The 16,303-nt window shown below is 48.9% G+C and carries 12 protein-coding genes; all 12 read left to right on the forward strand.

The genetic code is table 11. The annotated features are described in order from the left end of the window. Positions 1–328: 328 nt before the first annotated feature. Positions 329–700 carry a preprotein translocase subunit SecE gene (secE, locus tag DB48_RS00050; RefSeq protein WP_041508308.1) on the forward strand — a complete coding sequence of 124 codons (372 nt, stop codon included), beginning with the start codon at positions 329–331 and terminating at the stop codon, positions 698–700. Between the two features lie 9 nt (positions 701–709). Further along, positions 710–1,252 carry a transcription termination/antitermination protein NusG gene (gene nusG / locus DB48_RS00055; protein WP_041508309.1) on the forward strand — a complete coding sequence of 181 codons (543 nt, stop codon included), beginning with the start codon at positions 710–712 and terminating at the stop codon, positions 1,250–1,252. A gap of 127 nt (positions 1,253–1,379) precedes the next feature. After that, entirely contained in the window at positions 1,380–1,808 is a 429-nt protein-coding gene (gene rplK, locus DB48_RS00060; protein WP_011863956.1) for a 50S ribosomal protein L11, read from the forward strand. Between the two features lie 4 nt (positions 1,809–1,812). Next, a complete protein-coding gene (gene rplA / locus DB48_RS00065; RefSeq protein ID WP_011863957.1) occupies positions 1,813–2,514 on the forward strand; it encodes a 50S ribosomal protein L1 in 702 nt (233 codons plus the stop codon). A gap of 268 nt (positions 2,515–2,782) precedes the next feature. After that, positions 2,783–3,280 carry a 50S ribosomal protein L10 gene (rplJ, locus tag DB48_RS00070; RefSeq protein WP_041508310.1) on the forward strand — a complete coding sequence of 166 codons (498 nt, stop codon included), beginning with the start codon at positions 2,783–2,785 and terminating at the stop codon, positions 3,278–3,280. Positions 3,281–3,333: 53 nt separating this feature from the next. Next, positions 3,334–3,702, forward strand: coding sequence for a 50S ribosomal protein L7/L12 (gene rplL, locus DB48_RS00075; RefSeq protein WP_041508311.1), 369 nt, complete (start codon positions 3,334–3,336; stop codon positions 3,700–3,702). A gap of 238 nt (positions 3,703–3,940) precedes the next feature. After that, positions 3,941–7,972 carry a DNA-directed RNA polymerase subunit beta gene (gene rpoB / locus DB48_RS00080; RefSeq protein ID WP_041508312.1) on the forward strand — a complete coding sequence of 1,344 codons (4,032 nt, stop codon included), beginning with the start codon at positions 3,941–3,943 and terminating at the stop codon, positions 7,970–7,972. 82 nt (positions 7,973–8,054) lie between these two features. After that, positions 8,055–12,269 (forward strand): DNA-directed RNA polymerase subunit beta', encoded by a 4,215-nt coding sequence (rpoC, locus tag DB48_RS00085; protein WP_041508313.1) that lies wholly within the window; start codon positions 8,055–8,057, stop codon positions 12,267–12,269. 189 nt (positions 12,270–12,458) lie between these two features. Beyond that, entirely contained in the window at positions 12,459–12,833 is a 375-nt protein-coding gene (gene rpsL / locus DB48_RS00090) for a 30S ribosomal protein S12 (protein WP_011863962.1), read from the forward strand. Between the two features lie 80 nt (positions 12,834–12,913). Continuing rightward, complete coding sequence (gene rpsG, locus DB48_RS00095; RefSeq protein WP_041508314.1) at positions 12,914–13,384, forward strand: 30S ribosomal protein S7; 471 nt, start codon at positions 12,914–12,916, stop codon at positions 13,382–13,384. Positions 13,385–13,459: 75 nt separating this feature from the next. Beyond that, positions 13,460–15,556 (forward strand): elongation factor G, encoded by a 2,097-nt coding sequence (fusA, locus tag DB48_RS00100; RefSeq protein WP_041508315.1) that lies wholly within the window; start codon positions 13,460–13,462, stop codon positions 15,554–15,556. 79 nt (positions 15,557–15,635) lie between these two features. Further along, positions 15,636–16,303: GTP-binding protein (locus DB48_RS00105; RefSeq protein WP_041508316.1), on the forward strand; the 668-nt coding region annotated here is incomplete at its 3' end.

Consider the following 16,303-nt stretch of genomic DNA (forward strand, 5'->3'; position numbering starts at 1 on the left):
TGGCCGTACAGTTGGTGCTGGTGTTGTTGCTAAGATCATCGCTTAATCGCGTTTGATTTTATAAACACACTGAAAAAGGCAGCTTAGGCTGCCTTTTTTGTTTTAGGTCTCTCAGATATTGTGCTTATCCTTGTGCGGCTTAGCCTTGCTTACTGCGCGGAATAAGAATACAATCTATGGCCGATTTTTGACCCTCTGGGCTTACTGCTTGCTCTGGGAGTAAGTTCGGAGAATGTTAGTGGTGTGGTCTGGGCAATCTCCGCGGTTGCGAGTCTTTAATGCCTGACCATACTTAAGCTCAGGTCGTAGTGAGTAACGGAATTAACCGATGACAACAAATACTGAAAACCAGGGAAACTCTCTGGATATCGTTAAATGGGGCATAGTAGTCGTACTACTAGCGGCCGCCATTATTGCTAATCAGATGTATAGCGAAGCTAGTGTATTAGTTCGTGCTATCGGTGTCGTAGTGGCATTTGCTATAGCAGGTTTTATTGCGCTTCAAACCGAGAAGGGTAAACAAGCGCTGACTTTCGCTCGCGAGTCTCACATTGAAGTGCGTAAAGTGGTATGGCCGACGCGTCAAGAAGCCCTAAACACGACATTTATCGTACTGGCGGCAACAGGCGTACTGGCATTGGTTCTGTGGGGAATGGATGCGGTACTGCTGAGAATTGTTAATTTTATTACGGGCGTATAGGCATTTCGTATGACTGAAGCTAAAAAAAGATGGTATGTGGTTCAGGCCTTTTCGGGTTATGAAGGTCGTGTATGCAAATCATTGCTTGAACACATCAAAATGCATGGCATGGAGCAATACTTTGGCGAGGTACTAGTACCGACCGAAGAAGTTGTCGAGATGCGTGCAGGCCAGCGTCGTAAGAGCGAGCGTAAGTTCTTCCCTGGTTATGTGTTAGTACAGATGGAAATGAACGATGAAAGCTGGCATTTGGTAAAGAGCATCCCTCGTGTGATGGGCTTTATCGGTGGCACCTCTGATCGTCCAGCGCCTATCTCTGATCGCGAAGCAGACGCGATTCTACAGCGTCTACAAGAGACTACAGAGTCTCCGACTCATCGCGTGATGTTTGAGCCTGGTGAAGTGGTTCGCGTGACCGACGGTCCATTTGCCGACTTCAACGGCACAGTGGAAGAGGTCGATTACGAGAAGAACCGCGTTAAGGTGTCTGTAATGATCTTCGGTCGTTCAACACCTGTAGAGCTAGATTTCAGCCAGATTGAAAAAAGCTGATTAAATAAAGCACAAAACGTATTGGAAATGGGTGCGGATTTTTTGTATAATCCGCACCCATTATTTTCGGGGAGCTAATCGGCATGTCGTCGTTAGCGTTTGTACCCAAACTTGAGGAAAATGTCTCATGGCAAAGAAAGTTGATGGTTACATCAAACTACAAGTAGCAGCCGGTGCTGCAAACCCGTCGCCACCAGTTGGTCCTGCATTGGGTCAAAAAGGTGTCAACATCATGGAATTCTGTAAAGCATTCAACGCTCGTACTGAAAAGTTCGAGAAAGGTATGCCAATTCCTGTTGTGATCACTGTTTACACTGATCGCTCTTTCACTTTTGAAACTAAGACTCCACCTGCTTCATTCCTGCTGCTTAAAGCTGCTGGTCTTAAGTCTGGTTCTGGCCGTCCTAACACTGAAAAAGTGGGAACTATCAAGCGTAGCGCTGTCCAGGAAATCGCTGAGACTAAAGCCGCTGATATGACTGGTGCTGACATTGAAGCGATGACTCGCTCAATCGAAGGTACTGCGCGTTCAATGGGTTTGGTAGTAGAGGATTAATATCATGGCAAAGCTAACTAAACGCGCGCGTTTGATCCGCGAAAAAGTAGAAGCGACTAAGAGCTACGACATCAACGAAGCTGTTGCACTACTGAAAGAACTAGCTACTGCTAAGTTCGTTGAAAGTGTTGACGTTGCGGTTAACCTAGGTGTTGACCCACGTAAATCAGACCAAAACGTTCGTGGAGCGACTGTTCTGCCACACGGTACTGGTCGTGAAGTACGTGTTGCTGTGTTTACTCAAGGTGCTAACGCTGACGCCGCTAAAGAAGCCGGTGCTGAGCTAGTTGGTATGGACGAGCTTGCTGCACAAGTTAAAGCTGGTGAAATGAACTTCGACGTTGTTATCGCATCTCCAGATGCAATGCGCGTTGTTGGTCAGTTAGGTCAAATCTTGGGCCCACGTGGTCTGATGCCTAACCCTAAGACTGGCACTGTAACGCCAAACGTTGCTGAAGCTGTTAAGAACGCTAAAGCTGGTCAGGTTCGTTACCGCAACGACAAGAACGGTATCATCCACACTACCATTGGTAAAGTGGACTTCGAACCAGTTCAACTGAAAGAAAACCTAGACGCTCTGCTAGGCGCGCTTATCAAAGCTAAGCCTGCTGCAGCTAAAGGCGTTTTCGTTAAGAAAGTAAGCATCTCTACCACTATGGGTGCAGGTGTTGCGGTTGATCAGAGCACTCTGAACCCAACAGCTTAATTTCTTAGCTTGTTTTACAAGGTGCGGGGATTAGTCTATAATGCGCGCACCTTGTGGGTTGAGGACCGTTTTCACTCGTGGAAATGGTTCACGTCCAAGACCGTAGGTGTTAACCATAAGCGTTAGCTTAATTTCCTACGTAGACGGTGTCGGACCCCAGATAGATTTTATTCTGCCTGGATATTCGCGCCGTAAGTAACTGAGTATTTAATACTTAGTATGGTAATTGCTAGGGACAATCCCTAGATTGAATCCAGGAGTAAAGCCAATGGCATTAAGACTCGAAGACAAAAAAGCGATTGTTGCTGAAGTCAACGAAGCTGCCAAAGGTGCTTTATCTGCAGTTGTTGCCGATTCTCGCGGTGTGACTGTAGGTGATATGACCGGTCTTCGCAAAACCGCTCGTGAAGCTGGTGTTTACGTAAAAGTTGTACGTAACACACTAGTTAAGCGTGCTGTTGAAGGTACTGATTTTGAGTGCCTAGGCGAAACGTTTACTGGTCCTACTTTGATTGCATTCTCTAACGAGCACCCAGGTGCAGCTGCGCGTCTTCTTAAAGATTTCGCTAAAGCGCAAGAGAACTTTGAAATCAAAGCAGCAGCCTTTGAAGGGGAATTAATCCCTGCAAGCGACATTGATCGTTTAGCAAAACTACCAACATACGAAGAGGCACTAGCACAGTTCATGATGACTCTGAAAGAAGCATCTGCTGGCAAGTTCGTTCGTACATTGGCCGCTCTACGCGATCAGAAAGAAGCTGCTTAATTTTACAAGCCGCTTAAATAAATTGAATTCAGTACAATTAGGAATTTTTTGTTATGTCTATCACTAAAGACCAAATCTTAGAAGCCCTTGCAGCTATGTCTGTAATGGAAGTTGTTGAACTAATCGAAGCAATGGAAGAGAAGTTCGGCGTTTCTGCCGCTGCTGCTGTTGTTTCTGGTGGTGCTGATGCAGGCGCTGCTGCTGAAGAGAAGACAGAATTCGACGTAATTCTTGCTTCACACGGCGACAACAAAGTTGCAGTAATTAAAGCTCTTCGTGGCGCTACAGGTCTAGGCCTGAAAGAAGCCAAGGGTATGGCTGAATCAGCTCCAGTAGCTGTTAAAGAAGGCATCTCTAAAGAAGAAGCTGAAGCTCTGAAGAAAGATCTTGAAGAAGCTGGTGCTCAAGTAGAGATCAAGTAAGTTATACTCTAACTTACAACCTCCCGAGTGATCGGGCGGAGGCTGACGGTTTTTTAACCGTCGGCCTTTTTTGCGCTGTAAGCGTAGGCGATTTTTTATTCACCGTTTGTCGCCAGATTTCGCAGTCCCTAGCAGAGATTATTGGTTAGGTTCTTGCTTTCAACGGTGATGGGCAAACGTGCTGTTGCAACTTAGTGTTGTTTCAGTCTTGGTCACATCTCGCAATCAGAGGAAACCCATGGTTTACTCCTATTCTGAAAAGAAGCGTATTCGCAAAGACTTTGGTAAGCGTCCACAAGTGTTGGATATCCCTTACCTGCTGTCAATCCAGTTGGACTCGTTTAAGAAGTTCACCGATCAAGATCCTACAGGTGAGCGTGGTTTAGAAGCCGCTTTCCGTAGCGTTTTTCCCATCAAGAGCTTTTCTGGTAACTCAGAGCTGCAATATGTCAGCTATAAGCTAGGTGAGCCAGTTTTTGATGTGAAAGAGTGTCAAATTCGCGGTGTTACATACTCTGCTCCACTACGCGTTAAACTGCGTATGGTGCTGTATGATCGTGAAGCTGCGCCTGGCACAGTTAAAGACATTAAAGAACAAGAAGTCTACATGGGGGATATCCCTCTGATGACTGAAAACGGTACCTTTGTTATCAATGGTACTGAACGTGTTATCGTTTCTCAGCTACACCGTTCTCCTGGTGTATTCTTCGATCACGACCGTGGTAAGACCCACTCTTCAGGTAAGGTGCTTTATAACGCACGTATTATTCCTTACCGTGGCTCATGGTTGGACTTTGAGTTCGATCCTAAAGATGCACTGTTTGTCCGTATCGACCGTCGTCGTAAGCTTGCGGCGTCTATCATACTGCGTGCACTTGACTACTCGACTCAAGATATTCTCGATCTGTTCTTCGAACGTGTTCAGTACAAGATCAAGAAAGATAGCCTAGTCATGGCACTGGTTGCCGATCGCCTGCGTGGTGAGACTGCTAGCTACGACATCAAAGATGCTGAAGGTAACATCCTAGTTGAGAAGGGCCGCCGTATTACTGCGCGCCATATTCGTCAACTTGAAAAGACAAACACTACCGAGCTTGAAGTACCTGTTGAGTACATCTCAGGCAAGATTGCTGCACAAGACTACATCGACCCTGATACGGGCGAAGTACTGGTTTCTGCTAACGCCGAAATCAGCCTGGAAGATCTTGCTAAGCTGTCTATGGCCGGCATCAAAGAGATTGACACCCTATACATCAACGAGCTTGATCACGGTGCCTATATCTCTGACACCCTACGTATCGATTCAACCACTAACCGTCTAGAGGCGCTGGTTGAGATCTATCGTATGATGCGTCCTGGCGAGCCGCCAACCAAGGATGCTGCCGAAGCGCTATTCCAAAACCTCTTCTTCAGCGAAGAGCGTTACGACCTGTCTAAAGTGGGTCGTATGAAGTTCAACCGTCGTCTCAGTATCGATGACGATGAGGGTACAGGTATCCTGACCAAGGAAGATATCGTTGCAGTAATGCAGAAGATCATCGAAATCCGTAACGGTAACGATGAAGTCGACGATATTGACCACCTGGGTAACCGTCGTATCCGTAGTGTTGGTGAAATGGCTGAGAACCAGTTCCGCGTCGGTCTTGTTCGTGTAGAACGCGCCGTACGTGAGCGTCTGTCTCTGGGCGATCTTAACGAGCTGATGCCACAAGATCTGATCAACGCTAAGCCAATTTCTGCGGCAGTGAAAGAGTTCTTCGGTTCTTCTCAGCTGTCTCAATTCATGGACCAGAACAATCCGCTGTCAGAAGTGACACACAAGCGTCGTATCTCTGCGCTTGGCCCAGGCGGTCTGACCCGTGAGCGTGCAGGTTTCGAGGTTCGAGACGTTCACCCAACTCACTATGGTCGTCTATGTCCAATTGAGACCCCTGAAGGTCCAAACATTGGTCTGATTAACTCGTTGGCAAGCTTCGCACGCACCAACTCTTACGGCTTCCTCGAAACACCATACCGCAAAGTGGTTGATGGTGTGATCACAGACCAGGTGGATTACCTGTCTGCTATCGAAGAGGGTCGCTACGTGATCGCACAGGCCAACATCGAAGTCGATGCCGATGGCCGCATGGTTGAAGAGCAGATCGCTTGTCGTCATAAGGGTGAATCTACCTTTATGCGCGCTGCAGACGTTCAGTATATGGACGTATCTCCACAGCAGATCATCTCTGTGGCTGCCTCGCTGATTCCGTTCCTAGAACACGATGATGCGAACCGTGCATTGATGGGTGCGAACATGCAACGTCAGGCAGTACCAACACTTAAGGCTGACAAGCCTCTAGTAGGTACTGGTATTGAGCGTACACTTGCTGTCGACTCAGGCGTAGTTGTTGCCGCTAAGCGTGGTGGTTACGTTGACTATGTCGATGCAAGCCGCATCGTGGTTAAGGTTAACGAAGATGAGCTGACACCTGGCGAAGCCGGTATCGACATCTACAACCTGACCAAGTACACCCGTTCTAACCAGAACACCTGTATCAACCAGCGTCCATGTTGTAGCGTTGGCGATCCTGTGGTTCGCGGTGACGTACTGGCCGACGGTCCGTCTACCGACCTGGGTGATCTGGCACTTGGTCAGAACATGCGTATCGCGTTCATGCCTTGGAACGGTTACAACTTCGAGGATTCGATCTTAATCTCTGAGCGCGTTGCGCAAGAGGATCGTTTCACCACTATCCATATTCAGGAGCTTTCTTGTATTGCTCGTGATACTAAGCTGGGTAGCGAAGAGATCACCGCCGATATTCCAAACGTAGGTGAGTCTGCGCTGTCTAAGCTGGACGAATCAGGTATCGTTTACATCGGTGCAGAAGTGAAGGGTGGCGACATCCTGGTTGGTAAGGTTACGCCTAAGGGTGAAACTCAGCTGACCCCAGAAGAGAAGCTACTACGTGCTATCTTCGGTGAAAAGGCTTCTGACGTTAAAGACAGCTCACTGCGTGTCCCTAACTCTGTTAAGGGTACCATCATCGACGTTCAGGTATTTACCCGTGACGGCGTTGAGAAAGACAAGCGTGCTGTAGAGATCGAAGAGATGCATATCGCTCAGGCTAAGAAAGACCTGACCGAAGAGTTCAAGATCCTTGAAGAAGGTGTCTTTGGCCGTGCACGTAACCTGCTCCTAGGAGCTGGTTTTGCAGAGGCTGAGCTTGATGCACTGCCACGTCCTCAACTACTGGTTCAAACCATTGAAGACGAAGCTAAGCAGACTGAACTTGAGCAACTTGCCGAGCAGCATGAAGAGCTGAAAGCCGATTTCGATAAGAAATTTGAAATCAAACGCCGCAAGATCACCCAGGGTGATGACTTGGCACCTGGCGTACTGAAGATCGTTAAGGTTTACCTAGCGGTTAAACGTACTATCCAGCCTGGTGACAAGATGGCGGGTCGTCACGGTAACAAGGGTGTGATCTCTAAGATCAACCCAATCGAAGATATGCCGTACGACGAAAAGGGTAACCCAGTGGACATCGTATTGAACCCACTAGGTGTACCATCACGTATGAACATAGGTCAGGTTCTCGAAGTGCACTTAGGTGCCGCGGCCAAGGGCATTGGTGATCGCATCACCGCTATGCTTGAAGAGCAGCGTGAACTTGCAGAGCTTCGTGGCTACATCAAGAAGGTATACGAACTCGGTGAAGGCGTGCAGCAGCAGGTCGATATCGATTCGTTCACCGATGAAGAAGTTCTACGTCTTGCTAAGAACCTCAAAGGCGGTATTCCGACTGCGACCCCAGCATTCGACGGCGCGAAAGAGAAAGAGATTAAGGACATGCTTGAACTAGCAGGTCTGCCAACCTCTGGACAGCTGAAGTTGTTTGATGGTCGTACCGGTAACGAGTTTGAACGTCCAGTAACCGTAGGTTACATGTACATGCTTAAGCTTAACCACTTGGTTGACGATAAGATGCACGCGCGTTCAACAGGTTCTTACAGTCTTGTTACTCAGCAGCCTCTGGGCGGTAAAGCTCAGTTTGGTGGTCAGCGTTTCGGTGAGATGGAAGTATGGGCACTTGAAGCATACGGTGCCGCTTACACGCTACAAGAAATGCTTACTGTTAAGTCTGATGACGTTAACGGTCGTACTCAGATGTATAAGAACATCGTCGACGGTAACCATCAGATGCAACCAGGTATGCCTGAGTCCTTCAACGTATTGCTGAAGGAGATCCGTTCGCTCGGTATTAACATCGAGCTGGATCAAGAGTAAGACTTGGCCATCGCCGAAGTTTGGCAATAAACGGTGCTCTGCGAGAGCAGGGCACCTGGTTTAACTCCTTCAGGAGAGAAACGTGAAAGACTTATTAAAGTTTCTGAAACAGCAAAGCAAGACTGAAGAATTTGAAGGTATCAAGATCGGCCTAGCGTCGCCTGATCTGATCCGCTCTTGGTCATTTGGTGAAGTTAAGAAGCCAGAAACCATCAACTACCGTACTTTCAAGCCTGAGCGTGAAGGTTTGTTCTGTGCGCGTATTTTTGGTCCAGTTAAAGACTACGAGTGTTTATGCGGTAAGTATAAGCGTCTTAAGCACCGTGGTGTGATTTGTGAGAAGTGTGGCGTTGAAGTTACCCAGACTAAAGTACGTCGTGAGCGTATGGGTCACATCGATCTTGCAAGCCCTGTTGCACACATTTGGTTCTTGAAGTCTCTGCCGTCTCGTATCGGTTTGATGCTGGATATGACTCTGCGTGATATCGAACGTGTGCTTTACTTCGAATCTTTCGTGGTGATCGAGCCTGGCATGACCAGCCTCGAGCGCGGTCAGATGCTGACCGAGGAGAACTACCTCGACGCACTCGAAGAGTACGGTGATGAGTTCGAAGCCAAGATGGGTGCCGAGGCAGTACTTGAGCTGCTGCGTGCTATCGATCTTGAGAAAGAGATTGAAGAGATGCGCGAAGAGCTGCCATCGATCAACTCTGAGACTCGTCGTAAGAAGATCACTAAGCGTCTGAAGCTGATTGAGGCCTTCTACCAGTCTGGCAACAAGCCAGAGTGGATGATCCTCAAGGTGCTACCGGTTCTGCCACCTGATCTGCGTCCACTGGTACCGCTGGACGGCGGCCGTTTCGCGACTTCAGATCTGAACGATCTGTATCGCCGCGTGATCAACCGTAACAACCGTCTGAAGCGTCTGTTAGACCTAGCTGCACCGGACATCATCGTACGCAACGAAAAGCGTATGCTGCAAGAGTCTGTGGATGCGCTATTGGATAACGGTCGTCGCGGTCGTGCGATCACGGGTTCTAACAAGCGTCCTCTGAAGTCTTTGGCCGACATGATCAAGGGTAAGCAGGGTCGTTTCCGTCAGAACCTACTGGGTAAGCGTGTTGACTACTCAGGTCGTTCGGTTATTACCGTAGGTCCTACTCTGCGTCTGCATCAGTGTGGTCTGCCTAAGAAGATGGCACTTGAGCTGTTCAAGCCATTCATCTACGGCAAGCTGGAAGGTCGTGGCCTGGCCACCACCATCAAAGCCGCCAAGAAGATGGTTGAGCGTGAAGTACCAGAGGTTTGGGACGTACTCGATGACGTGATCCGTGAGCATCCTGTGATGCTTAACCGTGCACCAACACTTCACCGTCTTGGTATCCAGGCGTTTGAGCCGGTACTGATTGAAGGTAAGGCGATCCAACTGCACCCATTGGTGTGTGCGGCATACAACGCTGACTTCGACGGTGACCAGATGGCGGTTCACGTGCCACTGACGCTGGAAGCTCAGTTGGAAGCACGTTCACTCATGATGTCTACCAACAACATCCTGTCACCAGCAAACGGTGAGCCGGTGATCACACCGTCACAGGACGTTGTATTGGGTCTGTACTACACCAGCCGTGAGTGTGTAAACGGTCGCGGTGAAGGCATGGCGTTCGAATCTGTTGCCGAGGTTGAAAAGGCATACCGTACTGGCGTTGCCGAGCTACACGCTCGCGTTAAGGTACGTATTACCGAGACAACTATAGGTGAAGACGGAGAGCGTACCGAGTCACGCCGTATCGTTGATACGACTGTGGGTCGTGCCCTGTTGTCTCAGGTGCTGCCAAAGGGTCTGTCTTATGATCTGGTTAACCAGAACATGGGTAAGAAGCAGATCTCTAAGCTATTGAACACCTGTTACCGTCAGTTGGGTCTGAAAGATACCGTTATCTTCGCCGACCAACTCATGTATACCGGTTTCCACTTCGCGACCGTTTCGGGTGCCTCTGTGGGTATCAATGACATGGTTATCCCAGATGAGAAATACACTCTGGTTGCCGATGCCGAAGCCGAAGTGCTTGAGATTCAAGAGCAGTTCCAGTCGGGTCTTGTTACCGCCGGTGAGCGTTACAACAAGGTTATCGATATCTGGGCAAGTGCGAACGAAAAAGTTTCTAAGGCGATGATGGATAACCTGTCTAGCGAGACAGTGATTAACCGTGATGGCGAAGAAGAAACCCAAGCTTCGTTCAACAGCATCTACATGATGGCCGACTCAGGCGCTCGTGGTAGTGCTGCACAGATTCGTCAGCTAGCGGGTATGCGTGGTCTGATGGCTAAGCCAGATGGCTCGATCATCGAAACCCCAATTACGGCGAACTTCCGTGAAGGTCTAAACGTACTCCAGTACTTTATCTCTACTCACGGTGCGCGTAAGGGTCTAGCGGATACCGCACTTAAGACAGCGAACTCGGGTTACCTGACTCGTCGTCTGGTTGACGTTGCACAAGACTTAGTGGTTATCGAAGACGATTGTGGTACACACGAAGGTCTGACCATGAAGCCGCTGATTGAAGGTGGTGACGTTGTTGAGCCGCTACGTGAGCGTGTACTGGGCCGTGTGGTTGCAGAAGATGTTTACTACCCAGGTACCGAAGATGTTCTTGCGCCTCGCAACACCCTGCTTGATGAAGCATGGTGTGACAAGCTTGAGAAGCACAGTGTCGATGAAGTGAAGGTTCGTTCAGTCATCAGCTGTGACACAGACTTTGGTGTGTGTGCGGCATGTTACGGCCGTGACCTTGCACGTGGTCACCTGATCAACCAAGGTGAAGCGATTGGTGTTGTTGCTGCTCAGTCAATTGGTGAGCCAGGAACACAGCTAACGATGCGTACCTTCCACATTGGTGGTGCGGCATCGAGAGCGTCTGCAGAAAACAACGTACAGGTGAAGAACGCCGGTACGGTTAAGCTGCACAACGCTAAGCACGTTGTTAACACTGAAGGCAAGCTGGTTATCGTTTCGCGTTCATCTGAAATCGCGATTATCGATGAGCTGGGTCGTGAGAAAGAGCGTTATAAGGTGCCTTACGGTACTATCCTAGAGAAGCTGGAAGATGCAGCGGTTAACGCCGGTGAAGTCATCGCTAACTGGGATCCGCACACTCACCCAATCGTTTCTGAAGTAGCGGGTAGCATCAAGTTCGTCGACATGATCGAAGGTGTCACCATGACACGTCAGACCGATGAGCTGACAGGTCTATCTTCTATCGTTGTGATGGATGTGGGTCAACGTCCTACGGCTGGTAAAGAGATGCGTCCAGCGATCCGTCTGGTTGGTGCCGATGGCAACGACCTGATGATTCCAGGTACTGAAGTACCAGCGCAATACTTCTTGCCAGGTAAGGCGATCGTTAACCAAGACGATAACGCACAAATTGCCGTTGGTGACGCGCTTGCACGTATTCCGCAAGAATCGTCTAAGACTCGCGATATTACCGGTGGTCTGCCACGCGTTGCTGACTTGTTCGAAGCGCGTAAGCCGAAAGAGCCTGCCATCTTGGCTGAGTACTCAGGTACTATCTCGTTCGGTAAAGAGACCAAAGGTAAGCGTCGTCTGGTGATCACTCCTGCCGATGGTGGTAAGCCATACGAGGAGATGATTCCTAAGTGGCGTAACCTGAACGTGTTCGAAGGTGAAAAGGTGGAGCGCGGTGAAGTTATTGCCGACGGTCCAGAAGCAGCTCACGACATCCTGCGTCTACGCGGTATTCACAAGGTGGCTAACTATATCGTTAACGAAGTGCAAGACGTTTACCGTCTGCAGGGCGTGAAGATTAACGATAAGCACATCGAAGTGATCATCCGTCAGATGCTGCGTAAGTGTGAGATCACCGAAGCTGGTGACAGTGAGTTCCTACCAGGCGAACAGGTTGAAGTATCTCGCGTCAAGATCGCTAACCGCGAACTGGAAGCGCAAGGTAAAGCACCTGCTAAGTTCGAGCGTGAACTGCTGGGTATCACCAAGGCATCGTTGGCGACCGAGTCATTCATCTCGGCGGCATCGTTCCAGGAAACCACACGCGTATTGACCGAAGCTGCCGTAGGCGGTAAGAGCGATAAGCTACGTGGCCTGAAAGAGAACGTTATCGTGGGTCGTCTGATCCCGGCCGGTACCGGTTATGCGTATCACAACAGCCGTAACCAGGCTGCACAGGGTGGCCAGGCTGAAGAAGTGCCGGCAATCAGTGCAAGTGAAGCAGAGCAGAACCTTGCCGATCTATTGAACCTGGCTGGCAGCCCTGAATAATCAGTGCTAGTCGGTAAATAGATTGTAAAAAAGGCACCTCTGGTGCCTTTTTTTTACTTAAATTGGGTAAAAAGTTGGCTATTTCTTGACAGCGACCCCTTACCTTTCTAAAATTTCGCGTCCCACACCTGTGGGATATAGATTTTTCACACCTTACTGTTGAGTTTATCAACTGATTCGGAGCTATACATGGCAACTGTAAACCAGTTGGTACGTAAGCCTCGCTCGCCAAAAGTCATCAAGACTAACGTGCCAGCGTTGAATGCGTGTCCACAAAAGCGTGGTGTTTGTACTCGCGTGTACACAACCACACCTAAAAAACCTAACTCTGCACTACGTAAAGTAGCTCGTGTGCGTCTAACTAACGGTTTCGAAGTAACTTCGTACATCGGCGGTGAAGGCCACAACCTGCAGGAACACAGCGTGATTCTAATCCGTGGTGGTCGTGTTAAAGACTTACCTGGTGTTCGTTATCACACTGTTCGTGGCGCATTAGACTGTGCTGGTGTTAGTGAGCGTCGTCAAGGACGTTCTAAGTACGGAGCTAAGCGTCCTAAGTCTTAACGTTTTCCGTTAAGTAAGGCCAAGCTAGAGATAATTGAGATTCCAGTTTTGGGGTCCCTGAAGCATACGGAGAAATTGTTATGCCAAGACGTCGCGTTGTAGGACAACGTAAAATCCTACCAGATCCAAAATTTAATAGTGAGTTGCTGGCTAAGTTCATCAACGTCATTATGCAGGACGGCAAAAAGTCGACTGCTGAAAAAATCATTTACAAGGCACTAGACGTTGTCGCTGAGAAGAAAGGCGAAGAGCACCTAGTGATCCTTGAAGCAGCCCTGGATAACGTACGTCCATCAGTCGAGGTTAAGTCTCGTCGTGTTGGTGGTTCTACTTACCAGGTACCATGTGAAGTTCGTCCAGTGCGTCGTAACGCACTAGCGATGCGCTGGTTAGTTGAAGCTGCACGTAAGCGTGGTGAAAAATCTATGGCTCTACGTCTAGCAGGTGAAATGCTAGATGCTGCCGAAAACAAAGGCACTGCTGTTAAGAAGCGCGAAGACGTGCATCGTATGGCAGAAGCAAACAAAGCGTTTGCTCATTACCGCTGGTAATCTTTTGGTGCAGGCGTTTGCCTGCACCATGTTTTACATCACTAAGGTACCTACCTTAGTAAAGAGGGTTTAATCGTGGCTCGTACAACTCCAATTGAGCGCTACCGTAATATCGGTATCTGTGCTCACGTTGACGCAGGAAAAACCACAACTACAGAACGTGTTCTCTTCTATACCGGTATGTCTCACAAGATCGGTGAGGTGCATGATGGCGCAGCCACCATGGATTGGATGGAACAGGAGCAGGAGCGTGGTATTACTATCACCTCTGCGGCAACGACCACGTTCTGGCGCGGTATGGATGCTCAATTTACCGAGCATCGTATCAATATCATCGACACCCCTGGCCACGTTGACTTCACTATTGAAGTTGAGCGTTCGCTGCGTGTACTCGATGGCGCAGTAGTTGTGTTCTGTGGTTCATCTGGTGTTGAACCTCAGTCCGAAACTGTATGGCGACAAGCGGACAAGTACCACGTCCCGCGCTTAGTGTTTGTCAATAAGATGGACCGCGCTGGTGCTGACTTTGAACGCGTCGTTGGACAGATACGTAACCGTCTGGGAGCGACCTGTGTACCTATTCAATTGAACATAGGTGCAGAAGAAGAGTTTAAGGGTGTCATTGACCTGATCAAGATGAAGGCCATTAACTGGAACGAATCAGATCAAGGTATGACCTTCACTTATGAAGAAATTCCCGCGGAGTTGGCCGATAAGGCCAATGAGATGCGTGAATACCTAGTTGAGAGTGCAGCCGAAGCCTCTGAAGAGCTGATGGACAAATACCTTGAAGAAGGTGAGCTATCAGAAGAAGAGATCAAGGCAGCATTACGTCAGCGAACTCTGGCTAACGAGATCGTACTGGCCACCTGTGGTTCTGCATTTAAGAACAAGGGTGTGCAGGCGGTACTCGATGCTGTTATCGATTATTTGCCATCGCCAGTCGAAGTACCCGCCATTAAGGGTATTGATGAGCAGGAGAATGAAGTAGAGCGTCCGGCGGACGACAATGCGCCGTTCTCAGCGTTAGCATTTAAGATCGCGACAGACCCATTCGTAGGAACACTGACCTTTGTGCGTGTTTACTCAGGCGTATTGGAAACGGGTTCTGGCGTATATAACTCGGTCAAACAAAAGCGTGAGCGTATTGGTCGTATGGTGCAGATGCACGCAAACGACCGTAAAGAGATCAAAGAAGTCCGCGCTGGTGACATCGCGGCGGCTATTGGTCTGAAGGATGTTACTACAGGTGACACCCTATGCGATGCTGACCATAAAGTTATTCTCGAACGTATGGAGTTCCCTGAGCCCGTAATCACGATCGCTGTGGAGCCAAGATCTCAAGCCGACCAAGAGAAGATGGGTATTGCCCTGCAGAAACTTGCTGCAGAAGATCCCTCTTTCCGCGTTGAAACCAACGAAGAATCGGGTCAAACCCTGATCTCTGGCATGGGTGAGTTGCACCTAGACATCATCGTCGACCGTATGCGTCGCGAATTCAGTGTCGAGTGTAACGTAGGTAAACCACAAGTAGCGTATCGTGAGACTATTCGCTCGAGTGTAGAAGTTGAAGGCAAGTTTGTTCGTCAATCGGGTGGCCGAGGTCAATTTGGTCACGTTTGGTTGAAGCTTGAACCTCAAGAAGAAGGTTTCGGCTATGAATTTGTCAACGAGATTGTTGGTGGTGTTGTTCCAAGAGAATACATCCCTGCAGTAGATAAAGGTATCCAGGAACAGATGAAGAATGGCGTACTCGCCGGTTTCCCTGTTCTGGACGTTAAAGTAACGCTGTTCGACGGCTCATACCATGATGTCGACTCGAACGAGATGGCGTTTAAAGTGGCCGGCTCCATGGGCTTCAAGAAGGGTGCTCTCGAAGCAGACCCTGTGTTACTCGAACCTTGTATGAAGGTTGAAGTAACCACTCCTGAAGATTACATGGGGGATGTTGTAGGCGACTTGAACCGACGTCGCGGCATGATCGAAGGTATGGACGACGGCATTGGCGGCGTCAAAATCGTTCGAGCTGTAGTACCTCTATCTGAAATGTTTGGTTACGCAACTGACTTGCGTAGCGCTACCCAAGGACGTGCCTCATACTCTATGGAGTTCCTGAAGTACTCGGATGCGCCGCAGAATGTTGCAAAATCAGTTATAGAAGCGCGCGGATAATCGCAAACTAGTCTATAACTCATAATTGAATGCTATTGCTCAGCAAGGCTGAGTATTTCTGAAAAGAAAGGAATATATCGTGGCTAAAGAAAAATTTGAACGTAGTAAACCCCATGTTAACGTTGGTACCATCGGTCACGTTGACCATGGTAAAACAACTCTAACTGCTGCTATCTCTCACGTACTGACTAAGACATACGGTGGTGAAGCTAAAGATTTCGCACAGATCGATAACGCTCCAGAAGAGCGTGAGCGCGGTATTACCATCAATACCTCTCACATCGAGTACGACACTCCAACTCGTCACTACGCACACGTAGACTGCCCAGGCCACGCTGACTATGTTAAAAACATGATCACTGGTGCTGCACAGATGGACGGCGCTATCCTAGTAGTAGCTTCTACTGACGGTCCAATGCCACAGACTCGTGAGCACATCCTGCTTTCTCGTCAGGTTGGTGTACCTTTCATCATCGTATTCATGAACAAGTGTGACATGGTTGACGATGAAGAGCTGCTAGAACTAGTAGAGATGGAAGTTCGTGAACTACTATCTGAATACGACTTCCCAGGTGATGACCTACCAGTTATCCAGGGTTCTGCACTTGGCGCACTAAACGGCGAAGAGCAGTGGGAAGCTAAGATCATCGAACTAGCTGAAGCACTAGACACTTACATCCCAGAGCCAGAGCGTGCTATCGACGGTGCATTCATTCTGCCAATCGAAGACGTATTCTCAATCTCAGG

Source organism: Shewanella sp. cp20, assembly GCF_000832025.1.
Taxonomy (GTDB): Bacteria; Pseudomonadota; Gammaproteobacteria; order Enterobacterales; family Shewanellaceae; genus Shewanella.